Genomic DNA, 25,101 nt, shown 5'->3' on the forward strand with positions numbered 1-25,101 from the left:
ACGGTTCGTTATGCGGCTTCCCCTCGTTCATGCCTCTCAATCCGCCTTAACTGTTCGCCTACTCGTCCCAGGAAACGCCGGAGAGTACGTTGGAAGGGATCGGCTCGTTCTCCCACAGTCCCTTCAGCTTCTTGTCCCAGACGCCGAGTTTCGGCATGACGAAGAGGTAGAGCGCCGGCACGTCCTCGGCGAGGATCTTCTGCGCGTCGCCATAGATCGCATTCTGCGCGGCGGGATCGGTCGTCTCTTGGACCTTCTTCATCAGCGCGTTGAAAGCGGGGTTCTTATAATTGAAATAATAGGGATCGCGGGCATAGATGTCGATGTCGAGCGGTTCGGCATGGGCAACGATCGTCATGTCGAAGTTGCGGTCCTTCATGATGTCCTGGACCCATTTCGCCGGAAATTCGGTCGGCTCGATATTCATCGTTACGCCGATCTCGGCAAACATCGCCTGCATCACCTGGGCGCTGCGCGGCGCATAAGCCATCTGCGGCGATTTGATCGTGAAGGTGAAGCCGTTGGGATAGCCGGCTTCGGCGAGCAACGCCTTCGCCTTCTCGACGTCGTAGGGCAGCACATTGGTCGTGTCCTGATAACCCGGATCGTTCGGCGTGTAGTGGCTGCCGATCGGTGTGCCGAGGCCCGACCATGCGCCGTCGATTACCGTCTTGCGGTCGATCGCCATCATCAGCGCCTGGCGGACGCGTTTGTCGTCGAACGGCTTCTTGGCATTGTTCATGCCGGCAACGACCTTGAGCTCGGTATTGCCGATCTTGGTGACCAGCCTCGCATCGCCGTCGAAAGAACTCATCAGCTCAGGCGCGGCAAATTCCGGAAAGGCATCGAGATCGCCGGATTTCAGCGCAGCCGCCTGCGCCTGCGGATCGGCGATGAAGCGGAAGGTCACCGTGTCGAGCTTGGCGGCCGCATTCTTGTTCCAATAATCGGCATTCCTGGCGAGTTCGACCTTGTCGCCCTTCGCCCAGCTGGCGAATTTGAACGGACCGGTGCCTACTGGCGTCGTCTTGTCGTCGGCAGCCGTCTTCGGTGCGACCATCACCGAGGCTGGCCAGCCGAGCCAGTAGATCAGGCTGCCGGTCGGCGCCGAGAGATGCAGCACCAGCGTTTCGGCATCGGGCGTATCGACCGAGGCGATCGAAGCGAAGAAGCGCTTCTGCGGATTGACGGAATCGGCGCCGCGGGCGCGGTCGAGCGAAAACTTGGCAGCAGTGGCATCGAAGGCCTCACCGTCATGGAATTTGACGCCGGTCTGTAGCTTGAACGTATAGGTCAGGCCATCGGGAGAGATCTCCCAGCTTTTCGCCAGCTGCGGCTGGATCTTGCCGGCCTGGTCGATCGTCACCAGCCCCTCGAACACGTTCTGCCAGGTCACCTGGCCGATTGCGACTGGTGCTGCGATCGTCGGGTCGAGACCGGTTGGCTCGACGCTCATGCCGAGATTAAGCGTGGTCTTCGCCGCCTCGGCCGGCGTCATCGCCGTCATCACCAGGCCGGCCGAAAGCGCAGCACCGAGCGAAAGCCGCCGGGCGAAACGCGCTGAAGGCGCAAACGAAAGCTTGATCATCATGTTCCCTTATCTGGCCGCGCGTCGATGACGAAGACCTTTTGCGAGGAGAGTGACACTATGCCGGTGCACACACAATGACGATTTTGTGTGCTCAGTGTAGCCGAAAAAGCTACACCGCAAATCCGCGGGCAATGCAAGCGCGAAGCGTCAGTCTTTCGTCTCGGTCCGGCGGTTCGTGCGCTCGCGCATGAACCTCTCGATGAAGTCGAGCAGTTTCGTCGCGGCGAAGGACAGCTGCCGGTCCGGTGCAACGCAGAGATCGACATGGGTGCGGATGCCGGTCTTGCCGACGAGCGGAATGGCAAGGAGCTGACCTGCCTCGATCTCGCGGCGGACAGTCAGCGCTGGCAGCAGCGTGGCCGCAGCCCCGCTGAGCACAAGTTCCTTCAGCATTTCGAGCGAGCTGGTGACGAAGACGGGATCGAGGCTCAACCCCTCCTTCTCGAACAGCGCGTCGAAAGCCTGGCGGAAGCCGAAGGATTGATCCGGCAGCGCCAATGCGTAGTCGGCGAGTTGCCCGATAGGGATCTCGGCATGCGCGGCGGCCGGATGCTGCGGCGTGACGATGAGATCATAGGCGATCTCGGAGCGCAGCCGCACCTTGGTGCCGGACATCGGTGGCGCAAACAGCGTCACCGCAATATCCGCCTCGGCGCTGTTGACCGCATCGACCGCCTGCCGCGCGCTGGTGATTGTCACGGTAAAGCGCAGCTTCGGATATTTCAGGCTGAATTCGGCAAGCGCCGGCGCCAGCAGATTGGCGACGGTCGCCCCATTGGCATAGATGCTGACACGGCCGCGCTGCAGGCCTTTAAGATCTTCGATCAGCTGCTGCACGTGATCGAGTTCGCGCAGCGTCCGGCCGGCGCGGGCAGCAAGCAGTTCGCCGGCGGCCGTCAGCTTGACGCCGCGGGCGCTGCGTTCGACGAGCGGCGCGCCGAAATGATATTCGAGGTTCTCGATCTGCCGGCTGATCGCCGTCGGCGCGACATTGAGATTCTCGGCCGCCTGGCGCATCGAATTGGTCCTGACCAGCTCGTCGAAATACATCAGCGCCCGGATCTGCATTCACGTCTCTCCGCCATTCGGCATATTGATCTGTAGAGAGTCTGACCCTATTCAATCAGCCGCTGCTCGGATAGCGGTCGCGCCAGGCCTTTTGCGCGCCCTCGACCGGAAGGGCGGTCGCGGCGTAGACGCCGCGGGCAATCGCCCGGGCCATGACGATGGTCGCGAGGTGGCAAAGCTCCATCAGGCTCACCATGTCGTCTCTTCTATGCTTGGCCGTCGAAGCGGCAAAGACGGTGTCGCCGTCGAGCGGCAGATGCGCCGGCAGCAGTGCTCGGGCGAGGCCGTCATGGCCGGCGAGCGAAAGCCGGTGCGCCTCGGCCTTCGTCAGCTGCGCATCGGTCACAACAGCGCCGATCGTCGTTGCCGGCGTGTTCATGCCCTTGAGCCGCATCCGGTGGTCGGCCACATCAGGCATGCCGAGCCCACCGAATTCCGCATCCTTTTCAAAAGGCGCCGCCCAGAAATGCGGTCCGTCGCCGATCGTTGCGGAGCCCAGCGCATTGACGGCGACGATCGCCGCAACGCGATGCCCGGTGCTGCTGACGGCGCTGGCCGAGCCGAGCCCGCCCTTGACGGTGGCCGTCGTCGCTCCTGTGCCGGCACCTGTCGTGCCGAGCGCGAATGCGCCCTTGGCGGCGGCCTTCAACGCCGCATAGCCCATATCGCGATAGGGCGAGTGAAGGCCCCAATCCTTGTCGCCGCCATTCAGCAGGTCCATCAGAATCGCCTGTGGCACGATCGGAATGCGCAGCGGCCCGACTACAAAACCGCGGCCGAGTTCGCGCAGGCCCGCCTGCACGCCGCCGGCGGCATCCAGCCCGAAGGCCGAGCCGCCGGAGAGCACGAAGGCATCCACGGCATTGACGGTCATCGACGGATCGAGCAGGCCGGTGTCGCGCCCGCCGGGCGCACCGCCGAGCACCGTGCCGGATGCGACGGCCGGTTCGTCGAAGATGATGACCGTGACGCCGGAACCGAGCGCAAGGTCGGTTGCATGGCCGACGGAAACGCCTTCGATGTCGGTGATGAGGTTCAGAAGATCGGGCAAGGGCGGATCCTTATGCGGAAAGGCCGCCGATAGGACTGCAATTGCCCTCAAAAAACAAGACCGGCCCCATTTGGCGGGACCGGTCGGACATCGGGAAAAGCCGCGAATGCCAATAGCGGCCTCATGCCCTCAGGCATGAAGCGGCTTCGGATGACGGCGGGTCATCAGGTCATGGATGGCCAGCCGCACCTCGTCGGGCGAGCCGAAACGCTGCTCGTCGAGGTCGTGGACATGAAATTTCACGGCGATGAACTTCAGCCGGTCTTCATCGGGAATGACGATCCCGACGGGAACGCCTGCATATTCGATAACTTGCTTCTTCATAGATAGAACTCCTGCCGCGCGACATGCGCAGCCATGGCGAATTGACTTGTCTGGTACCGTTGAAAGGAGGACGAACGTCACATTCGACAGTTCGGGCGGGAGAGGGCGCCCGGACGGTCATTGCCAAGCACAGATCGCCCAAGGAGATCGGCGAGAATATCGATGTCTATCATGCTCGTTCCTTGTGTTGGCGTTGCACTTGAGAGGTCCCGGTACAGCCCGGGGCCGGTGATGGCTGTCTTCAATAATCTACTATCGTCGTAGAGATTACCCGATAGCCTATCGGAAACATATTCCGAAACGTGTCAAAATATCGACGATCTGAAAAAATTCATTCCGTCGTAGCCCGAACTTACAGAAAGAAACATATCAGTCCTTCGTTAAATTCGCATGACAGAATCGGAAGTTCGATCGATCACAGCGGCAGACATAGGAAGCCTTGCTGTATCAGGCAATGGCCCGTTTCATTAAAAATCGACATGCCTCGAAATGACCGATTTGGTTAATGCTGGAAGCCCTGTGTCACCAGCCTTCTTCGAGCACCTTCTCCAGCATGTCCGCGAAAAAATCGGCGCTGTTGATGCTGAGGCAGAGCGGCGGTTTGATCTTCAGCACATTTTGGTGATCGCCGGTCGGCTGCATGATGACGCCGAGTTCGAGAAGCCGGTCGCAGATTGCAGCCGTCTCTTCCGTCGCCGGCTCCAGCGTCGTTCTGTCGCGGACGAATTCGAGGCCGAGATAGAGGCCCATGCCGTGCACGGCGCCCGCAATCGGATGACGGTCGATCAGCGCGGCGAGCCGCGCCTTCAGATGATCGCCGACTGTCCGGGCATTTTCCTGCAGCTTTTCCTCGGCCATGATGTCGAGCACCGCCATGCCGGCGATGCAGCTGACGGGGCTGCCGCCCGTGGAGGAAAAGAAAGAGCCCTCCTTCTCTAGCGATTGCGCAATCTCCCGCGTGGTGATGACGGCGCCGAGCGGATGGCCGTTGCCCATGCCCTTGGCGACGGTGATGATATCAGGCACGACCCCTTGCTGCTCGAAGCCCCAGAAATAATGCCCGAGCCTGGCATAGCCGACCTGCACCTCATCGGCGATGCAGAGGCCGCCGCGAGCGCGTACCTGCGCGTAGATTTCCCTGAGATAACCGTCCGGCAGCGGAATGCCGCCGGCATTGCCGTAGACCGATTCGGCGATGAAGCCCGCAAGGCCTTCGCCCGCAGCATCAATTGCCTCCAGCACCGGCGTCGCCATGCCGAGATAATCCGCTGCCGTATCGGGACCACGGAAGTCGCCGCGATAGGTGTTCGGCGAAACGACGGTATGCACCCAGTCCGGCCGGGTGGTCGGTGCCTGCGGATTGTCGGCGATCGAGGTGGAGACGGCGTCGCTCGCCGCCGACCAGCCATGATAGGCTTCGAGCAGGCAGAGCATTTTGCGCGCGCCGCTATGGGCTTGCGCCAGCCGAAGCGCCAGATCATTCGCCTCCGAGCCGCTGTTGACCAGGAAGACCGCGTCGAGCCCGTCCGGCGACAGGGCAGCGAGGCGTTCGGAAAATTCCGTGATCGCGGCATAGTGGAAGCGCGAATTCGTGTTGAGCCGCAGCCATTGGGCGTGGATCGCTGCCGCGAACCTGGGATGGCCATGGCCGAGAATGGTGACGTTGTTGACCATGTCGAGATAGGCGCGGCCCTCGACATCGAACAGATGCTCTCGCCAGCCGCGCTCGATCTGCGGCGCCGCCGCGTAATAGCTCTTCTGCGGCCTTGCGAGATGCGCCTGCCGCCTGGCGAGCAGTTCTGCGGTATCAGATCTCGGTGCATCGGCTTCCGGGCTGAGAAGGAGCGAGGGTGAGGGGCAGAGCGCCGACCAGGCCGCGGCCGTGCGCGGCGTGGCAAAAAGCGGCGGTTCGAGACCTGCGACGCTGCAAAGCTGGACGCGCAACCCGCCGAGCGACGCAGCCTCTCCGAAAACCGTGCCGAGCGGATCGCCGGCGGCCACCTCAGCTCCATCCTCGACCGAGAGATCGAGCCCATCGAGATGCAGGGTCATGCTGTCGCTGGCAAGCGTCAGATGCTGGTCCTTCCAGCCGATGCGGCCGGCAAAGGGTGCAGCAATCGCGTTGCCTGCCGCGAGGCAAATGTCGATATGCAGGGCGCAGGTTGCCTGTCCCGTCGCATTTCCCAAGCTCGCGCGGGAAAGCCGATATTCGCCATAGCGCGTCGCTGCGATGCCGTTTTCCGTTGCCACGCGGGCAAGCAGCCGCCAGTCCATGTCGGTATTCAGCCAGTTGCCGGCAGAAAAATGCGGGCTCCGCACCCCAAGATCGACATAAGCGATCCCGGCGGGATCGATGTCCGGCAGCAACGGCAGCCATCCCGATGCTTCCGGGGCGGCAACGTCTGCGCCGGCCGCCTTGAGGATCGCGGCTTCCATGAGTTCGAAGGGAACGGACATCGCCGTATCGAAGATCGCCCGCTCGTGCTTGAGGTTGCCGCGGACATAGTCATTATCGGGATCGACCGAAATCTGCTGCTCGCTGCTGGCGACGAGAATGACCGCGCGCGCGACGGTCAACGGCCAGAGCGCCTTCAGCTCCTCCTCGGTCAGCGGATAGATCGCCTGATAGGCGGTGACGGCTGGCAGGATATAAAAAGGGTCGCCATCCGCCTGATGCAGCAGCGAAGCGCATGTGACGGCGAGGTCGCCGACCAGCCAGCCGCGGATGATGTCGCCGAAATCGATCACCCCGTCGGGGATAGTATGGCCACGGGCGTCGCGGTGGCCGACGACATTGTCGCCGGTGACGTCATGATGCACGGCCTGCAGCCGAAGCGATGGCGCCAAGGGCTGGATGCGGCGAATGGCCATCACCATGGTCTTGGCGATCCGGTCGCGCGCCGCACTGTCGGTGATCGCGGACAGCAGCTGCACCGCGACCGGCCCGGCGCGCCTGAGATCCCATTGCAGGCTGCGGTCGAGACCGGGATGGTTGAAATCGGCAAGCGCCAGCGCCAGCCTGGCGCAGAGCGCGCCGAGGGCCGCAACGGAGGCCGGTGCCAGATACGTCAGTTCTGTCAGCCCCTGGCCTTCCAGATATTCCAGCAGCCGGACCTGATAGCCCCGCCCGCGCACGGTCAGGACGACGATCTCCCGCCCGTCATTAGTGGGGATCACCTGCGGAACGCGCGGCGCATCTTGCCGGCTTTTGAGGTGACGGATCGCCGCATTCTGCGCTTCGAGCTCGCGGGTCTCGTAGGCTGCATGGCAGATCTTCAGGACGTAGCGGCCACGATCGTTATCGACGCGATAGTTTCGATCCTGCTGGCTGCCGAGTTCGGTAAGCGTGCCGGATAGGCTGTAATGAGCAAGGAGTATCTCTTCCGCGTCGCTAGCGGTGACGTCGGGACGCGGCAGCGCCATGCGATCAACAAGCGCCTCGTCGGTCATGACACCCCCTCCCGCAGCATGATTCGATTACCTATTGAACGCGATAATCAAGTACTTGCCGCCGGCAGGCAACGGGAGATTGTCATTCGCCAGCAAAAGAGATGCAAGGTTTAGGCGGCGCTCAACCCATGCGTTCGGAGGCGTAGCCGCCGGGGCTTGCCGGAAAGACCACGGTGCGGTTGCCGTTCAGGAAGGTGCGGTGATGGATATGGGCGTGGATGGCACGGGCCAGCACCTGGCTTTCGACGTCGCGGCCGATCGACACATAGTCGTCGGGCGACTGCGCATGGGTGATGCGCGCTGTATCCTGCTCGATGATCGGGCCCTCGTCGAGATCGGCGGTGACGTAATGCGCCGTCGCCCCGATCAGCTTCACGCCCCGGCCGTAGGCTTGTTTGTAAGGATTGGCGCCCTTGAAGCTCGGCAGGAAGGAATGGTGGATGTTGATGATCCGGCCAGACATCTTCTGGCACATCGCATCCGAAAGCACCTGCATGTAGCGGGCGAGAACGATCAGCTCCGTACCGGTCTGTTCGACGATATCCATGATCTGGCCTTCGGCCTGCAGCTTGTTCTCCTTCGTCACCTTGATGTGGTGGAAGGGGATGTCGTGGTTGACCACGACCTTCTGGTAATCGAAATGGTTGGAGACGACGCCGACGATATCGATCGGCAGTGCGCCGATCTTCCAGCGGTAGAGCAGGTCGTTGAGACAATGGCCGAAGCGCGACACCATCAACAGCACCTTCATGCGGGCGTTGCCGTCATGGATCTCGGCATCCATGGCGAACCGCTTGGAGATCGGCTCGAAGCCTTCCTTGAGTTCGGCAAGGGGCACGCCTTCCTCGGAGATGAAGCTCACTCGCGTGAAGAACTTGCCGGTATCGAGATCGTCGAACTGCGAGCTGTCGACGATGTTGCAGCCCTTGTCTGCCAGATAGCTCGAAATCGCCGCGACGATGCCGCGTGTCGATTTGCAGGATACCGTCAATACGTAACTTGTCATGTCTTTCCCTCTCCAAGGCCGCCGCCGTGCTTAGATCAAAGCCCGGGCCGCGAATAGGCCGGCGCACTTTCATTCATGCGACAAATTGCAAGAGAAACCATCACGTTTCTGCAAGTTCTCTCATTTGCCAAGTCTGAAGCTTAGGAGAAGTTGCGCGAAAAACTGTACCGTCAGCGCCGCTTGGATGCGTATTCTCGCCTTCGACGCGCTTTAGGCCGGCGGCCGGCTCGCCACGGCCGCTTTCCGGCGAGGCGTCGTGATCTCATGGATAATTGAGCCGCCGATCGACGAGAGCACCAGCGAGAGGATGACGAAGAGCACGGGCTGCTGCAGGATGCCGATCGGCAGCCGATCGGCGGCGACCCTCAGAAAAGCCAGCGTGAAGGCGTGGGTGATATAGATGCTGTAGGAGCAGTCGCCGAGGTAGTTCAGCCATCCCACAACCGGCAGCCTGGAAAAATCGATGGAGACGGCGCCGTAGATGATGAAGATCGCCGGAATACCCCAGGCGTAGAACCGGCTTTCCGGCGGCATCAGCGCCTCGTTGATGAAGAGAAAGGCGAAGCCGATGGCAAGGGCCGCCCAAGCCCAGCGGTTCGGCAGCAGGACCTTCTGTCCGTAGAGCCAGCCGAGCACGACACCGGCGAGAAACTCCAGCATGATCGGCTCGCGGTAGAACCGGCTCACAGTCGTTTCCGGCAGCAGCCGGCAGGTGATCAGGATAACGGCAAAGACGGCAAACATCGCGGGGATGCGGCGAACTTCCTGCAGCGGCAGCAGAAGCGCAAAGACCAAGTAGAAGAACATTTCGTAATTCAGCGTCCAGCCCGGAACGACCACCGGCGTGATCGTGCTGGGATCGGCGGGATTGGCCCATGGCAGGAAGAACAGCGAGGCAATGAGATGCGGCAGGTCGAACACCGTCGATTTCAACAATGACGGGGCCACCAGCGCCACAGTCGCCGAAAACAGTGTCGCCAGCCAGTAGAGCGGCACGATCCTTTTGATGCGCCGCCGGGCGAAATCGACCGGGCTCATCGCGCGTCCGCTCGTCGTCAGCCACATCACGAAACCGCTCAGGACGAAGAAGATGTCGACGCCGGTTTCGCCATAGATGAAGGCGGTGGCGTCGACCGCGGGATTGACCTTGGCAAGCTGCAATATCGCGTGGAAATAGACGACCATCAGCGCCGCGATGGCGCGCAGATATTGAAGCTGGACAAGCATCGAGCGTCTTGCTCCCTCGGGCTCGCGCGGACAGGCGCCGCTGCGGTCAACTCAATACATCTGCCGGACGACCCTGCCGGATGCGCGGGCTGTCGTGGAAGCGCATATATCCGACGACGAACCATAGGAGACCGGCGATCTTCATCGAGAAGACCGCGGTTCCCCCGATCATCATATTCAGAAAAATGAAAAGAGAAAGTGAATGGGCGCAGCGCCGCTGCGCCGCCGTGCGCCCGGCGGGAAAGAGGCAGACGAACATCCACAAGGCGATGACGCCGAAGATCGTCGCCGCGTAGATCAGGTAGACATAGCCGCTGTCGGCGAATTCGGCGACCCGGTCGACCGAAAGTCCAAGGATGGCAAGCGGATCGAGCTCCATGATCTTCTTCATCGTCAGGTTGATGCGGCCGGTGAAATTGTCGCCCGTCGCATTGGGTTTCATCACGTAGACGAGGAAGCCGGCGGCGACGATCAGCGGCATCAGCGCCAGATTGAAATTCTTCGGGATCTTCGGAAAGACGAAGTAGCCGACGATGCAGGCAAAGCAGAAGATCAGCATCGTGCGTGTGTCGTTCGTCACCAGGATCAGCACGGCCGTGCTGATCATCAGCAACCGGTCCCAGCGGCCAAGCCTCTCCCACATCGAAATCAGGTAGACCGCGATCACGCCGCAGAAATTGGCCAGCGATACCTGTTCGAGGAAGATCGAGGAAGAACGATGGTCGATGATGCCGAAGGAGAAGCGCTCGGGAAAGCCGAGCGCGTTCTGAAAGAGGCCCGTCGTGTTGTAGCTCAGCGGCAGCAGCCCACGCGTATTGGCGAAATAATCGGACGGGTGGACGATGCTGACATAGAACGGCACGCTGATGATCTCGAAGATCAGGAAGATCATGACGGCAAGACTTGCCCAGCGAAAGGCGAGCTTCATCGTTTTCTCGTTGCTCCAGCCGCCGAGCCCGGTAAAGCAGAAGATGATCAGCACGTTGCGGAAGTGATCGATGAACAGCATGCGGTTGAGCACGCTGACATAGATGGTCACGATGAGCGTGAACAGCAGGAACAGGAAGGCCGGCAGGTCAGTCTCGTAGATCCCCTTGTGCAGGATGTAGATGATGGCGCTCGCCATGATCAGGCCTTCGCTGGCGGCGACATGCGTCATCGAAAGCGGCACGATGTTGTGGTTGATGAAGGCCAGAATGCCGTTGTAGAGCACGGAGAGCAGGCCGAGCCAGAGCACCGTATGATCGGTGCGTGATGCCCCGCGGGCAGCATCGAGCCGGTTGCCGGCTACAGTGAATGTCGCTGTCCTGTGATCGGCGACTGCCATGCTCATTTCCCCGCAGGCTTGACGGCGGAGCAAGTGCCGGTATCGGCTTTTGCCGCCTCGGCAAGAAGCCGCATCTGCGGCCGCTCGGGGCCCTTGCGCGGCTGGACGTTGAAGGGCTCGTCCGCCGGCCACCATTCGCCGGCCGCCCAGTAGGACCAGCCGAGCCAGACGTCGCTATTATCAGTCATGGTGGCGTAGATTTCGGTCAACCCGCTCATGCAGTCCTTGTCGTCGGAGGCGCCGAATTCACCGAGAAAGCCGCGCTTGTGGTTCCGCTTCAGCCAGGTGGTCACCCCGGCGATCGCCTCGACCGCAGCAGTCGAGCCTTCGCAGGTCGGATGGGTGCCGGAGGAATCGGCATCGAGATACTGGTGGACCTCATAGGCGTAGAAATCGAGCGGATCGCGCACACCGAGCATCACCGTGCCATTAGCGCCGCCGATCACATCCTTTTCCCAGCTTGACGCGCCGCTCCAGGCTGTGCCCGGCACGAGGATGAGGTTGCGGGCGCCGACGGCGCGGATGCTGCGGATCGCCGCATTGGCGGCATCCAGCCAGTCGGTCGCCTTGATGTCGTGCGGTTCGTTCATCAGGCCGAAGAGAACACCGTCCTGATTGGCGAATTCGACGGCGAGCCTTGCCCAGAAATCCCCGAAGGCGGCATCCGTTGCCGGCGCCGTGCCGACCTGGGTCTTGTCGTAATAGCCGAAATTATGCGGGTCGAGCAGAACCGCCATGCCGTGTTTGCGAATGAGGCCGATGGTATCTTTGAGCCGCTTGAGCTCGTCCTCGTCGAGCCGCCCGCCGAGCGCGGACTGCAGCCGCTCCCAGCGGAAGGGCAGTCGGATGATCGTCATGCCCTTTTTGGCGAAATAGCTAATCGTGTCTTCGCCGGGATAGGTATAGTTGGTGCCATAGATGCCGCCGCGCTCGCCATATTCGCCGCCGGACAAATTGACGCCGCGATAACAGGGAGCCCCAGCCGCAAGGGCCGGCGACGGGGTGAGAGCGGCCGCAAGCAGCAGCGCTGTCAGATGTCGTGTCGTCCTCATGGTTATCCTCGCTATCGCGGCAATCGCAACGTCGGCGTCGCTGAAGTTATTTTAACGGTCCGTTAGCTAAGAATTTCTAAAGTATCAGCACCTCGGCTTCAGTCTTTCACGCTGGGCGGGACACGAGTGCGCGTATGAACCAGTATGACAGGAACAGGGTAAGCCGGCTCCCTGGCTGGCGCAGTTTTGAGCCATCTCAGACTGCGCCGGAAGGCGTGCGCATGCGCAGTCCCGTCATCCGCCCGGAGGATTTCGTCCGGCCGTCGCCCGAACCCGCTTCGCCCCCTTTCGTGCCGCCGGCAAGTATTGCGGAAACCCGCCAATATGAGCGTCCGGCACCTCCGCCGCCGCTTCCAAAACAACCTGTCGTCGAAGCGCCGTCGAACGCAGCATCCGCGCCCGCCGCACCACTTCTCGACCTCCGCTCGAGTATCGCCGCGATCTGGAGCCGACGGCTGATCGTGCTGGGCCTGGCGCTTCTCGGAGCTGTGGCAGGCGGGGCGGTGGCGCCGCGCATCGCCCAGAAATTCACCGCCGTCAGTAGCCTCTATTTCGACCCGCGCCAGATCGGCCTTGCCGATACCAGCGCGCAATCTTCGGGTCCCTCGCCGGAAATGATCTCGGCGCTGATCGATAGCCAGGTGCAGATCCTGACCTCGGGCAATGTGCTGCGGCGCGTCGCTGAAGCCATGAAGCTCGACCAGGATCCCGAATTCACCGGCGGCCGCACGGATGGCGCCGCCGTGATAGGCACACTGCAAAAGGCGCTGGTCATCACCCGTGAGGCCGGCACCTATGTCGTCTCGCTTGCCGCCACGACCAATGATCCCGAAAAATCCGCAAGGCTTGCCAACCAGGTCGTCACCTCCTTCACCGAGGAAGAGAACAGCGCCTCGAACGGCATTTACGAAAACACCTCCTCGACACTTGATGGACGCCTCAACGACCTGCGCCAGAAGGTGCTGGAGGCCGAACAGGCAGTCGAAACCTTCCGCGCCGACAACGACATGGCCGCGACAGAAGGTAACCTGATCTCCGACCAGCGGCTCGTCTCGCTGAACACGATGCTGGTGACGGCACAGGAAAAGACCATCCAGGCGAAGGCGCGCGCCGATGCCGTCGCCAATCTCCGCGTCGAGGACATCGTCGCCGGAAACCAGGCGGAGGGCGGCGTCACCTCGCCGCTGGTCAGCCTGCGTCAGCAATATGCCACCCAGGCCGCCGCCGTCGGCAGCCTCGAAAGCCAGATGGGCACGCGTCATCCGCGCCTGCAGGCGGCCCGCTCGTCGCTCCAGAGCATATCAGGCGAAATCAAGGGTGAATTGCAGCGTCTCGCCACCTCGGCAAGGGGCGAATACGAGCAGGCGAAGGCGGCCGAGGACAGCATCGCCAAGGAACTTGCCGTGCAGAAGGCGCTGCAGGCGAGTACCTCCGACAAGCAGGTGGAATTGAACGAATTGCAGCGCAAGGCGACGGCGGCGCGCGATATTTACGAGACGGTGCTGAAACGCTCTGGCCAGACGAGCGAGGAGCAGAACTTCAACCAGAGTAACATTCGCGTCATTTCGCCGGCCGAGCCGCCGGTCAAGGGAGACGGTCCCGGAAAGACGATTCTATTGGTTGCCGGCGTCATCGGCGGTTTTCTCGCCGGTTTCGTCATCGGCGCCGGTTCTGCGATCCTTGCCGGTCTCTTCGGACATCCCGTCATCAGAAGTTATTTCAGGAAGTCCCCCGCTGCGGCCGCTTGATGACGGTCGTCGGTTTTCCTACATCGGAAGAGCGGCCAATTGCCGGCAGGAGAGTTCCCATGCGGCTGTTGATGATGCTTCTGATATCGCTCGTTGCCGTCTCGAGCCTCGCACCACCGTCCGCCTTTGCCGTCGACTGGACGAAATCCGTCGATTCCGGCGTTCAACCCCTCTATCCCTATAAGGGTCTTCCCGGCGTCAAGGCGCAGCCGGACAAGAAAGAGGAGGATTCCTACAATTGCCGCACCGAAACCGTGCAGATCCGCCGCCGTTACGACGAGATCTTCCGCTCCGGCGGCATGCCGACGCTGATGTATGTCTGCGAACGCGACGGCTTCATCTCGATGGACGACAAGGTCCCGCTGCGCAGCCACTATCAGCCGGTGCGGTGAACGCTTCGGGCCGACTGCTGCAATGTCGCGCTGTTGTGGTGGACTCCAGTGGCTGACGGCACAGACAGCGGCTGACCTGGATAGGGCGGCGCCGGACCCATTCCGCCGGCCGATGGCTGCGGACAAAGGCGAGCGCGTCGGCAGAAAGAAAAAATCCCACTTCGGGATCTCGAAATTCCCCCGCTTCGGGATTCCGAAGTGCTACATAGATTATGGTGGGAGTTCCCAGGCGCTGCCATACCTTGGTCGGATCGTTGCGGCTAAGTCTCCAGATTAAGCTGGAGTGGAGCGTCGTCTGCCTTGACGACCTTGGACTTGCGCTTTGTTGCCGCACGGCGTGCTGGCTTGGTGGTTTTCGGCAGAGTGTCGGAGCCGAACTCGTCTGCCTCGGAGCTGGGCAGCAGCAGGCCGGCCGCAGGCGCCGCAGCGGCTACCTCAATGACCGGCTTGGGGGGCGGTATTTCAATGGCCGGCTTGGCAGCTGACACCTCGCGGACCTTTATAGGCTCGGGGTGGCTGGCGGCGGGTGCGGCGTATCGGATCATCAGCAAGACTCCATTTTGTTCGCTTTATGTTCGCATTTGGGGGTGAGGGAGTCAATGCAGGCCAGCTATCAAGAGCGGCGGGAATAAGCGTCTAGAAATGAGGACTTCGGAGAATTCTTGGGAGCTATTGAGCGAACAAGCCCTTGCGCGCATCGCGACTGGCCTTTGTTGCAAGGCACCTGCGCAACTTTAGTTGAAAAGGCTTAACTCCTTGATCTTGGTAGCGATCAAGAATGGAATGGTGCCAGAAGAGGACTCGAAAAATAGATCTAAGTCTCTGAAACAATTAAGTTATCATTGCTGTGAATTCTGTGTGTGCCAACAAAAATACCAACGAAACTAAAATCGTGTCGGCCTTATATGCTAGGCCGCGGACTCATAACGATCTGATCCAAATTCTTAACTGCAGCAGCCACACAACCTCTGCAACCATAGCGTTTAGCCGCTCCAGAAATGCTGCTAGTGCTTCCTGCACTTCGTCCGGTTCCCATGTGAGGGCGGCAATTCTCCAATTGGTCAAAACTGCCTCCTCGATCGGGTTCCGGCGCGCCATGAAGACGAAGGACTGCGGCCGGTCCTTCGCGTAGTCGGAGCGCCCTTCCCGCGAGGCCGAGGCGCGGTCGGCCCGTCGGAGGAAGGCAAGGCGATGAAAACAAAGCTGACGAGCGCCGCCGACATGGCGCGATCAGTGGGCATTGATCGGAAGCTGTTCGGCGAGCACTTCGAAAGACCAACTTTCCCGTGGCGCGGGCAAAGTGATGCGGGGACGGCGGAGATTAACAGCGAAGAGCACGTATCGATGCAGGATATGCTGGCAATTTTGCGGCCCACACAAGACGAGCCAAACCATTCGGTGACTAGGCTCTGAAGCGCTCGGTTTGGCGCTCCGACAGGTCGAACGTTGCATCGAGGGCAGAACCAGGTCGATAGCATACTCCGGGCTTCCGCCGCACGCCGTTGAATCCGTGAGTGGGCTGACCGAGTTAAGCAGTTAGAACCCCGAGCCGAGCCCTACATTCGAGGAGGAACCAAACGGTGTGTTGTCTCCACTTCCAAGGGCTCACACCCCGCCGACGGAGATGCGATATTGGCACCCAAAACGAATTGAAATTTTGAGCCTCGTGGTGCGTTGGGCAATACCCAGAGCATACCGTCGTGCGCTTGGATGATTGAACGACAGATCGATAGGCCCATTCCCATCCCGCGAGATTTGGTGGTGAAGAGCGGATCGTATATCCTCTGCAGGTCCTGCGGGTCGACCCCCATGCCGGTGTCAGCCACCGAAATCACTACACCCCCATCGTCGTGAGGATTTGAACTAACGGCGAGATCGCGTGGACCATCCACAGTGGTCATTGCCTCAATCGCATTCGTGATCAGATTGAGGAGCACCTGCTGAACCTGAATTCGATCTCCCATCATCCGCAGCAGCCGCGCGTTTCGCTCAACCTTGACCAATATCCGGTGACTTTTCAGATCGTCCTGAAGCAAAGCGATGGCTTCATCAATGAGTTTGTCGACGTCGAATGAAGCTCTGGCGCGGTCATCCTTCCGGAAGTTCGCCCGGATGCTCTCGATCACCGCGGCCGCGCGATGCCCGTCAGCTGCGATCTTCGTAAACTCCGTTCTCGCCTTATCTAGATCGGGAACCGCGCGATCGAGCCAGCGTAAACCGGTGCCGGATCTCGTTATCATAGCAGCAAGGGGCTGCTTCACCTCGTGTGCAATCGTGGCAGCAACGGCGTCGCCGGTCATTAGTCGGGCATCGCGCTCGCGGCTTTGCGCATCAATAGCGCGCTGCAGCCTCAAGCGCTCTTGATCCAGCATGGTGTTCGAACGAGCGAGGCCGTCATACAGTCGTGCCATCTCTGCAACCAATACCACCATTACGATGGTGGCTGTCACAAGCTGATAAAAATGGCCGGCATACCACGTAAGATTGTAGCGAGCGCTCAAGACGGAGCCCAAGCCTACTTCAAGCAGGAGCGCGCACAAAGCGACGGCGAGCCACAGGTCGAGCAAGGACCGCTGGCGTAGCCATAGCAACGAAAGTGCAATGCCGCCCAGCGCCAGGACCACCACCCCGCCGATGATGCGACGAAACAGACCGACAGGATGAACGTCTATATTGGTTAGTGGCAGCAGATCGTTATGCTGCGTAACGAACCAGAACAACCCAATGACGAGGGCAAGAACGCCCGCGACGCTCAAGCTGATGGCATGTCGCGTGAAGCGAACGTTCACCACACGATCCGTGTTTTTGAGCAGGGCATAGCCGATGATGGCAATGGGCAGCCCTGAATGCCAAAACCAGTAGAGCCAAACGGCGGATTGCATTCCCGAGCCCAGGACGCCGGTGGGCGTGAACGCACCCGGGAAAGTCAGCGCATGTGCAACCACGATCAGAGCACTGAACAGGTAGCCGCTCGCAATCACCAGAAGTGCCCACTGGCGCAAAACGGAGAACTGAGCAAACAGAAAAGCTGCGGTGACGCAGTAGCTGACAAACAGGGCGGCGGCAAGAGTCGGTACAATCGCGTTGATTTCCGGCAGCTTGATGGCCGCAAACGGCAATGTGCCGAGAAGGATGACGAGCAGGGCCAGCAGGAAAGCGCGCGCCGTGCGGCGCTGACCGGGAGTTGGGGGACGGACACAGACAATCGCCGTAGACAATGACATGGATGACCCCCATTAGGGGCGTTGCCGCCGCGCACATGGTCGCGCGCCCAGTCCACGGGGCGCACGAGGGCAGAGTCTTTGTTGCCAAACGCACTCGTTTGCCATTGCACATTGCGCCCCAATTGCAAGGAACACCATAGCTACTATTCATAACGGCAGCGGCTTGGCGGACTGTTCCCGCCACCATGTATTCGGCGTACCACGACAGAAGGCGCGCAGAGGACGCGCTAAAGGCATCGCGGCCGTCTTTGGGCGGAAGCGAATGGGGATAGCCATTAGTCGACTTATTGAAAACGGGAGGTATCGAAGGTTGACAAGCCGGCCCGTAGGGATCGGGCCTTTTGCGAGCTCGCCGGCCGCTCAGGACTCCTCAGACTTTGAGAGCCTTTTCGATACAGTCGATCAACGCCTCCGTTTTGAACGGCTTTCGGAGCAGGCATGTTGCGCCGTTTGCTGCCGCCTGATCGTCGATGCCCAGATTTGAACGTGCGGTGACCAAAATCACAGGCACACCGCGCCGCCGCCCTGTAAGCAGCCGGGCAAGATCAAGTCCGCTCAAGCCAGGCATGTGAATGTCAGCAATGACGCAGCTATAGGACGCACGCGCTTCCCAGGCGATGAAGTCCTCCGCGGATGCAAATCCGCGTGCCCCATATCCGAGTGAACTAAGGCTATCTACGAGAGCCATGCGGAATGATTCGTCATCATCAACTACCGCGATGAGGAACTCTCTTGACACATCGTCCTTCCACGGATTTGAGCTAAGGCGAATAGTCGGATCGCCATTACTGGCATGTGATGCCGCTACAAGCAACCTATACGAGAGTGTTACTCCGCGCCTACGGCCGGCGCCTGGGGTTGATCACGTCCGCGATCCGGACCAGGTCCGCCAAGGTCCGCGCGCCCATCTTCCGCATGGCCGCGCCACGATGGATTTTGACGGTCATCTCGCTGATTCCGAGGTCGCCGGCCACCTGCTTGTTCATCTTTCCGTCTGTGACCAGTAGCATTACCTGCTTCTCCCGTGCCGACAGTGTTTCAAATCGCTCCCGCACTTTCGAAACATCACCATCGACGGCGCGCTGCTGCCGCCCGCGCTCTATGGCCGCGAACACGGCATCGAGCATGTCCTGATCCTTGAATGGCTTTGGGAGAAAGTCCACAGCACCGCGCTTCATGGCGAGAACTGACATGGGAATGTCGCCAAATCCGGTCATCATCACGACCGGCAGATGAACACCCGTCCGTGACAGCTGCGCCTGAAAATCGAGCCCGTTAATGTCAGGCAAGCGCATATCGATGATAAGACAGCCCGGAGAATCCGGAACGGGCGTGTCGAGGAAATCCTGTGCGGTTGCATAAGTCCGCGTTTCGAGACCTATCGAAAGGAAAAGGTCTTGCAACGCTTCTCGCATCGACGGGTCATCGTCGACCACGTGAACAATGGATTTCTCGTCAGAGGGGCGCGGCATCGCTATTGGATAGCATGCCAGAACTCTGAGCGTGCATCAAACGAAAGTGTGACGGAGTCGATTCATTTTTTTAGGCGGAGCGCCGCTTTCCCGGCCCCCGCCAACAACGATCTGCGCCACCCGCGCGGAATATTCTTGAGTTGCCTGAGGCCAAGGTTCGCCCACGTAAAAACCTCAAGAACACTCAAGGTTTGCATTGATGCTCTCGCAGAGAGTTTGCGTCATGGCGCGACTGAAAGCGGCGATCTGTATTATCCCGCTCATACTTTGATATGAGCATGCCCTCCGAGTGTTGGATAGCTAATCCGCCACAGAAGCTTAGGATACCAGCAAATTCTTTGAAGAAGTCTAATGCGTCACTAGTGAACTGCAACTCCGCGTTGCGGCAGCTCTGCGGGCTGGGGCTGCAAACTTCGTCACCTTTGTCCCCCCGCCAGGTTGCCGAATGCCGAACTAAGGAGCCTCATAGTGGAAAACCTTTCCGAACCTAGGCGGCGAAACGTCCTCGCGAATAGGGCAGCCACCAGCGCTTTTGGCTTCGCTCCCAAGGCAGCCAAACGCACCGCCGACGCCCGGTCAGGCGCGGCTCAGGAAAACAACGCGATTCCTTCCTTACGCATCAACCTTTCAGAAGGGACCCTTGTAGATTTGCGTCGGCGCCTGGCGGCGGCCCGCTCGCCCCGGCGGGAGGCTGTCAACAATTTTTCGCAAGGCATGCAGTTGGCGAAAACTGCTGACGCTAGGCCATCTATGTCGCAAGACAAACCGGTCGTGTTCGTGGTCGACGACGACCGATCCGTCCGCGAATCGCTGGAATCGCTCATCCACTCTGCGGGCTGGTGCCCGAAAGTTTTCGAGTGCGCTCTGGCATTCTTCTCTCTCCCGCGACCTAGTGTTCCGAACTGCTTGATCCTGGACGTCAATCTTCCGGATATCAGCGGGCTTGATTTGCAAAGTCTAGTCTCTGTCGAGCGGATGAATACGCCAATCGTCTTCGTCACGGCATTTGGCGATGTGGCTATGACTGTTAAGGCGATGAAAGCAGGCGCTGTTGAGTTCCTTATGAAACCATTCCACACCGAAGTGCTGTTGGCCGCTGTCGAGGAGGCGCTGGAGCGCAGCAGAACCGCGCTCGAGTTCGATTTGGAGGTGCGTGCTCTGCAAGATCGGCACGAATCGCTGAGTTGCCGCGAGCAGCAGGTCATGGCGCTGGTCGTCTCCGGGTTGCTGAACAAGCAGGTCGGATTTGAGCTGGGCATCAGCGAGATCACAGTGAAGGCCCACAGGGGCAGAGTAATGCGCAAGATGGAAGCGAAATCTCTTCCCGACCTAGTGAACATGGCCGCGAGGCTCGGCCTCGCGCACTGACCAGCCGAAGATCGTCGGCCAGGCGGCCGCTAGGAAAGAAGCTGGCGATTGGGCTGATTTGAGCGAGCCGGCGATTGTCGCCAGCGGCAACGTCGGCAACCGCTCGGTCAGAAGTCAGGATTTCCTTGCTGCGAATTAGCCTTCTACGGGAGCGCTGCACAGACCCAGAACGGCGATGTGACATTGTGCGCGCGTCGCCACCCTGACATTAGCAGTGAGCTAGGAGGGCGTATTGCCTGCCCAGGGCGGTTTAAATGACGTGATCGCGTCTTTCGGCCCGTTTCGGTTGAGCGGCGCGAGAGATCTAGCGTGCGCGGTAGCATCGACTCTTGGACTGATCGGTCAGGCGGCGCCGTTGCTGGCTTGGTCGCCTTGCTAGTCGACAAGCCGATCCTTCTCGTTTTCGACAGTTGCGGAAGCCCAAAACACCGTTGATGCCAAAGTATTGTCAACACCATCGTACAATAGATTGAACTCCAAAATTGATACTATCTGCCTGTTGCACCCGAATGTGGACAGGAGTTCGCATCATGATACTGTGGTCTCTCATCACACAGCCGGCGCCAGCCTTTCGCGAATTCGTAGCACCTCGCTACCGGCTCGAGCTCCAGTACATGCGCGGCCCGGTCCAGCCTACGCGCGCCGCGCGGTCATGGTCGGGGCGAGAAACTGTGTAGTCGACTGTGACCTCTGGCTGCTCTGCCGTTGTCATATCAGCTGCGTCATTGACGACCGCACCAAGCCCACACCCAGCGGCGTGTTCGCAGGCATGACGCTGCTGGCCGTGGTCGCCGCCGCACTAGTCACCGCTGCACTGGTTGGCGTATGGGTGTTCCTCATGGCATCCGATGCGATGGCGCATGACGCGTTGCCAACCGCTGCGCAGCCGCGGGGGTGGTCCTATCCCTTCTCCTGTTGCTCCGGCTACGATTGCCGAGAAGTCGCTGATAATGCTATCGGAGAGCGGCCTGAAGGCTACGTCATCAAGGGGACAGGCGAACTGATCACGTACGCAGACAGCCGCATCAAGAACAGTCCCGATGGCGTATTTTATTGGTGTTCGATGGCCGGCGCGGATGACGGCACACCATCTACCTTTTTGTACAGCCGCGTGGATTCTGATTTCGCAAGGGATCCCCCCGATCCAATTGCGTGCTATAATGGATCCGAAGGACCTTTCGCGTGCCGCCGCCGACGTCGCGCCGGGCGCCATGGAAACGCTCAATGTCTGGCACAACGGCAAGGCCATGCAGATTTCTGCCGCTGTCGGACGCAACAGCGATGATGCGAAGATCGCCTCGGCAGAAGGCAATGGCTGCAAGTCCCCTCGCCCAAGATTCCTGTTGCCCGCCGGGATATCTTCGAGAACACTGGCCGCAGTCGATTTCGACCCGCAGCAACGGATCGTGTCGATGGTAACCCGCGGCTTCTTTTCAGGACGAAAACCTCCGACGGATGCGGATGGACGCATTCCGCCCGGACAGTATCTCGAGCAAAGTTTCCCCGTGCTGTCAGCCGGGCCGACGCCCCGCGTGCGCACCGAGGACTGGTCGTTCACGCTCAAGCACGAACTGCGGCCGCTCAAGAAATGGACCTGGGTCGAGTTCAACGCGCTGCCGCTGAGCAGGATGACGCGTGACATCCATTGCGTGACGGCATGGACCAAGTTCGACACGTCATGGCAAGGCGTGCTGGTCGACGATATCCTTGCCGATGCCGGCATCGCGCCGCCGACCGCCTTCACGCTGGCACATTCGTTCGACGGCTACGCCACCAATGTGCCGGCGATGGATCTCACCGGCGGCAAGGCGATGGTGGCGCTGCTCTATGAAGGCAAACCAATCACGCCGGACCATGGCGGACCGGCGCGGCTGCTGGTACCGCATCTCTATTTCTGGAAGTCGGCCAAATGGCTGAACGGGCTGCAGTTCACCGAGCACGACGAGCCGGGCTTCTGGGAATTGCGCGGCTATCACATCTATGGCGACCCGTGGCGCGAGCAGCGCTACACGGACGATCCATGAGCGAGGCAGCAGCGACACAATCGCCCTGGCAGATGGCGAAGATCATTCGCATCGAAAAGCGTACGCCGCGCGTCACCAGTTTCTTCTTCAAGCTGTCGCGACCCTTTGCCCATCAGGCCGGGCAATATGTCGACGTCAGGCTGACGGCGCCGGACGGCTATCAGGCGCGCCGCTCCTATTCGATCGCCTCCGCACCCGAGAGCGGCGGGACGGTCGAGTTGGTGATCGAACGGCTCGAAGACGGCGAGGTCTCGCCCTTCTTCCACGAGGTGGCAGCGGTCGGCGACGAAATCGAGCTGCGCGGTCCGCTCGGCGGCCACTTCGTGTGGTCCGACAGCGATGGCGGGCCGATCATCCTGGTCGGAGGCGGTTCCGGCGTGGTGCCGCTGATGGCGATGGTGCGCCACCGCACGGCGCGCAAATCCTCCGTGCCGGTCGCGTTGGTGTTTTCGGCGCGGATCTGGGACGAGGTGATCTTTCGCGACGAGCTGATCAAGCTCGACGACCGCCGCGACGGCTTTGACCTGGTGCTGACGCTGACGCGCGAGCCGGCTCAGCGCCCCGATGACTATTCGCGGCGGATCGACGCCCAGATGATGATGCAATCCATGTCGCGGCTGCCCGAGCCGCCGAAGCTTGCCATCGTCTGCGGCAGGAACGCCTTCGTCTCGGCCGCCGCCCAGGCGCTGATCGACGCCGACGTCCCGGCCGGCCTCATCCGCACCGAACGCTACGGGGTGTGAGCGGCTTGTCCAGCAGGCTTCGATCTCGAGCGCCGACAGCGGCTTCGAGCAGCAGGCGAGGATAGAGCCGTCATCGATCTCGTGATCGAGGACGCCGCCATTGTGGGTCATCTCCACGTGCCGGAGACCTTTTCACCTTGCAGGTTCCGCACGGGCCAAATTCGAAGGCCGCGGGAATCCTGACCCCCGAAGCGCGCGCCGTCTGCAGCACGGTCTGCCCGGCAACGCATCCGGCGTCGACATCCGAAAGCGCACCTACTAGCAACGCACAACCCTGCAGTTTGCAAGCCGCCACGGGATTCGCCTGCTTGGGATGACGGCCGGGGACGAAAGAATCCGAGGATGTGCATGTGTAGGAACCCGCCAATTACGCGCCTCGACCTGGGTCCCACAAGCCACAGAGCCCGCCCCTGCCGCCATTTCTCGTCGACGAGAGGGTGTGGCATAGGTCTTCTGGAAGGTTGGGTGGTCCGGCACATCACCTACGGCCAATCGGGCTGCCAGAACGAGCACGTTGCGCCATACTCATCGTTGACGTATCACCGCGCCTATGGCCACAGACGGCTGGAACGTGAGTCAGCTACGCCACGGTTCGCCTTTAGGAGCGCCTCGGCGGAGCTTGTAGGGAAGCAATTCCCCTTGGGGAGTGAACTCAAGCGATCATGAATTTATTTTCTCCGGATGAATGGCTCCGCATTCATTGTCGTCATGGCGTAGTCTCCTGTCCGGCGCTCTAACGCCGGATGCTTCGAGGTTGGCACCCCGGAGACTACGCCAACTCCCAAATGCAACCACTCCCGCGACGGCACCGTTTCCGGGGCATTAGCGGAACGCCGGTCTCCCTATTTTGCAGGAGGCACAGTGAACGGTACCGTCACAGATTGTCCGGCGAAGACGTTGTGGTTAGCGTCGACCAACTCGATCTTCACCTTGTGATCGCCGGGCGAAAACCCTGCAATGTCGACAGTATTGGTGTTGCCCGAATCCGCCCACAAGAATTCGTGGTCGTCGACGGTTATATGCAGATGCCCGATGCGTGGAGATGCCTTCAGGGCCCCCTCCCCAAACACCGGCACGATGTGCACGTTCTCCGTCCGGTACTGGGCCTGAAAGAGGCCTTGGGCCAGTGGGCCCGGAAGTGGTGGATCCACTATCAGTTTGGGTGCGGGTTCGTTCTCGAGTGTTTCGAACGGTGAAGCGCCGCGGACGTCCCTCGCGCTCTGGGCGAAGGCGCTCGTAGCGAGCACGGCTCCTGTCGCGACTGCGGCAAGCGTCGTGATGAGTAGGGTCATGGCATCGTGCCGAATCCGGCGCAATTCGGTCAGTTCCGACTCGGGAACGTTGACGCGGCAGGGGCGGATTGAGTCGCCGCCCGCCGCCTGCAGTGTCCCCGGAGGCGTGCTGATGACCCCGGCGGCACCCGTGGTGGCATGTAGTTCGCGCCGCGTGGGCGATAGTGATGCTGCTAACATGACGTCCTCCTATCTCTATCCGATCATTCGGATGTGAGACAAGGATCTACCGTCGGCAACATTAATTCTATTGCACTGTGGTATCGAACTCTATTGCACTATGGTATCGGCAATACCTTTGGATTAGTTCGCTCGCAAAGTTAACTTATAGAATCTCAAGAGAAATTGCGGCGCAGCGCCCAATCATTCCTAATCATCCTCGACATGTCGACCTCAATCGTCGCCCGCGGCAAGATCCGCCTGGTATCCTTGACCGACAAGGCGATAACCAGCTCCACCCCAGCCGGCGACCCGCGTCAGTGTACTCTTTGAATAAAAATCTTGTAAAATCACTAATACTAATAGTATGGTGTCGCATTTCTAAATTGATTACTCTATCTCATCTTCAAATAACTGTGACAGTAATAATATTACGTTAGGGTAAAAATGGACTGCGACTTGGAGTAGAGAATAGATGATACTGTCGGCGGATCGACGATCTCAACTTCATGCGAATTCGGTTGCTTGCTGCTGAGTCCGCAGCTGTAGGAGGCCCCTGTCAAACGCTCATGCACAAGAGGCA

Annotated in this window: 20 protein-coding genes and 1 pseudogene; 6 read left to right on the top strand and 15 right to left on the bottom strand. The window is 60.4% G+C overall.

Annotated elements, in window-relative coordinates:
- Positions 1-58 precede the first annotated feature (58 nt).
- The 9 genes from ACD590_RS23505 to ACD590_RS23545 all read right to left on the bottom strand — a co-directional run bounded on the left by ACD590_RS23505 (position 59) and on the right by ACD590_RS23545 (position 12,096).
- The gene (locus ACD590_RS23505; RefSeq protein WP_026230911.1) at positions 59-1,588 is read right to left on the bottom strand and encodes an ABC transporter substrate-binding protein; all 1,530 of its coding nucleotides are present in this window, start codon (positions 1,586-1,588) and stop codon (positions 59-61) included.
- 150 nt (positions 1,589-1,738) lie between these two features.
- Entirely contained in the window at positions 1,739-2,659 is a 921-nt protein-coding gene (locus ACD590_RS23510) for a LysR family transcriptional regulator (protein WP_028731791.1), read from the bottom strand.
- Positions 2,660-2,714: 55 nt separating this feature from the next.
- A complete protein-coding gene (locus ACD590_RS23515; protein WP_028731790.1) occupies positions 2,715-3,710 on the bottom strand; it encodes a P1 family peptidase in 996 nt (331 codons plus the stop codon).
- 129 nt (positions 3,711-3,839) lie between these two features.
- Positions 3,840-4,034, bottom strand: coding sequence for a hypothetical protein (locus tag ACD590_RS23520; RefSeq protein WP_003544544.1), 195 nt, complete (start codon positions 4,032-4,034; stop codon positions 3,840-3,842).
- Between the two features lie 522 nt (positions 4,035-4,556).
- Positions 4,557-7,484 carry an aminotransferase gene (locus ACD590_RS23525; protein WP_439003424.1) on the bottom strand — a complete coding sequence of 976 codons (2,928 nt, stop codon included), beginning with the start codon at positions 7,482-7,484 and terminating at the stop codon, positions 4,557-4,559.
- Between the two features lie 121 nt (positions 7,485-7,605).
- On the bottom strand, positions 7,606-8,490 hold the full coding sequence (gene purU / locus ACD590_RS23530) for a formyltetrahydrofolate deformylase (protein WP_018244360.1): 885 nt from the start codon (positions 8,488-8,490) through the stop codon (positions 7,606-7,608).
- 210 nt (positions 8,491-8,700) lie between these two features.
- The gene (locus tag ACD590_RS23535; RefSeq protein ID WP_028731788.1) at positions 8,701-9,717 is read right to left on the bottom strand and encodes an acyltransferase family protein; all 1,017 of its coding nucleotides are present in this window, start codon (positions 9,715-9,717) and stop codon (positions 8,701-8,703) included.
- A gap of 46 nt (positions 9,718-9,763) precedes the next feature.
- Positions 9,764-11,044: a hypothetical protein gene (locus tag ACD590_RS23540; protein WP_439003425.1), complete on the bottom strand. Its 1,281-nt coding sequence runs from the start codon at positions 11,042-11,044 to the stop codon at positions 9,764-9,766.
- 2 nt (positions 11,045-11,046) lie between these two features.
- Entirely contained in the window at positions 11,047-12,096 is a 1,050-nt protein-coding gene (locus ACD590_RS23545) for a glycoside hydrolase family 5 protein (protein WP_028731786.1), read from the bottom strand.
- 134 nt (positions 12,097-12,230) lie between these two features.
- On the opposite strand from ACD590_RS23545, the gene ACD590_RS23550 reads away from it, so the two are divergent.
- Positions 12,231-13,844 (top strand): GumC family protein, encoded by a 1,614-nt coding sequence (locus ACD590_RS23550; RefSeq protein WP_439003426.1) that lies wholly within the window; start codon positions 12,231-12,233, stop codon positions 13,842-13,844.
- Between the two features lie 59 nt (positions 13,845-13,903).
- Positions 13,904-14,236 (top strand): hypothetical protein, encoded by a 333-nt coding sequence (locus ACD590_RS23555; protein ID WP_439003427.1) that lies wholly within the window; start codon positions 13,904-13,906, stop codon positions 14,234-14,236.
- 260 nt (positions 14,237-14,496) lie between these two features.
- Here ACD590_RS23555 and ACD590_RS23560 read toward each other — a convergent pair whose 3' ends face one another.
- Positions 14,497-14,781: a hypothetical protein gene (locus ACD590_RS23560; RefSeq protein WP_028731783.1), complete on the bottom strand. Its 285-nt coding sequence runs from the start codon at positions 14,779-14,781 to the stop codon at positions 14,497-14,499.
- Between the two features lie 646 nt (positions 14,782-15,427).
- Between ACD590_RS23560 and ACD590_RS23565 the strand changes: the two genes are divergently transcribed.
- Entirely contained in the window at positions 15,428-15,649 is a 222-nt protein-coding gene (locus tag ACD590_RS23565; protein WP_439003428.1) for a hypothetical protein, read from the top strand.
- A 143-nt stretch (positions 15,650-15,792) separates the two neighbouring features.
- Here the strand turns inward: ACD590_RS23565 and ACD590_RS23570 are convergent, their stop codons facing one another.
- The 3 genes from ACD590_RS23570 to ACD590_RS23580 form a co-directional block, all read right to left on the bottom strand.
- Positions 15,793-17,460, bottom strand: coding sequence for an MASE4 domain-containing protein (locus ACD590_RS23570; protein WP_439003429.1), 1,668 nt, complete (start codon positions 17,458-17,460; stop codon positions 15,793-15,795).
- Between the two features lie 370 nt (positions 17,461-17,830).
- Positions 17,831-18,199, bottom strand: a complete 369-nt coding sequence (locus ACD590_RS23575; protein ID WP_439003430.1) for a response regulator transcription factor — start codon at positions 18,197-18,199, stop codon at positions 17,831-17,833.
- Positions 18,200-18,299: 100 nt separating this feature from the next.
- Positions 18,300-18,932, bottom strand: a complete 633-nt coding sequence (locus ACD590_RS23580; protein WP_439003431.1) for a response regulator transcription factor — start codon at positions 18,930-18,932, stop codon at positions 18,300-18,302.
- A 468-nt stretch (positions 18,933-19,400) separates the two neighbouring features.
- Between ACD590_RS23580 and ACD590_RS23585 the strand changes: the two genes are divergently transcribed.
- The 3 genes from ACD590_RS23585 (at position 19,401) to ACD590_RS23595 (ending at position 23,067) form a co-directional block, all read left to right on the top strand.
- Positions 19,401-20,300, top strand: a complete 900-nt coding sequence (locus ACD590_RS23585; protein WP_439003432.1) for a response regulator transcription factor — start codon at positions 19,401-19,403, stop codon at positions 20,298-20,300.
- Between the two features lie 1,412 nt (positions 20,301-21,712).
- Positions 21,713-22,324, top strand: coding sequence for a sulfite oxidase-like oxidoreductase (locus tag ACD590_RS23590; RefSeq protein ID WP_439003567.1), 612 nt, complete (start codon positions 21,713-21,715; stop codon positions 22,322-22,324).
- Positions 22,321-23,067 (top strand): ferredoxin reductase, encoded by a 747-nt coding sequence (locus ACD590_RS23595; RefSeq protein ID WP_439003433.1) that lies wholly within the window; start codon positions 22,321-22,323, stop codon positions 23,065-23,067. Before ACD590_RS23590 ends, ACD590_RS23595 begins: the two co-directional genes overlap by 4 nt.
- 15 nt (positions 23,068-23,082) lie before the next feature.
- Here ACD590_RS23595 and ACD590_RS23600 read toward each other — a convergent pair.
- Positions 23,083-23,320 (bottom strand): annotated as a pseudogene (locus ACD590_RS23600) (2Fe-2S iron-sulfur cluster-binding protein); the annotation flags it as partial.
- Between the two features lie 589 nt (positions 23,321-23,909).
- Positions 23,910-24,539, bottom strand: a complete 630-nt coding sequence (locus ACD590_RS23605; RefSeq protein WP_439003434.1) for a DUF6130 family protein — start codon at positions 24,537-24,539, stop codon at positions 23,910-23,912.
- Between the last annotated feature and the right edge of the window lie 562 nt (positions 24,540-25,101).

The organism is Rhizobium sp. 862_C5_N1_2, from assembly GCF_051811205.1.
GTDB lineage: Bacteria > Pseudomonadota > Alphaproteobacteria > Rhizobiales > Rhizobiaceae > Rhizobium > Rhizobium leguminosarum.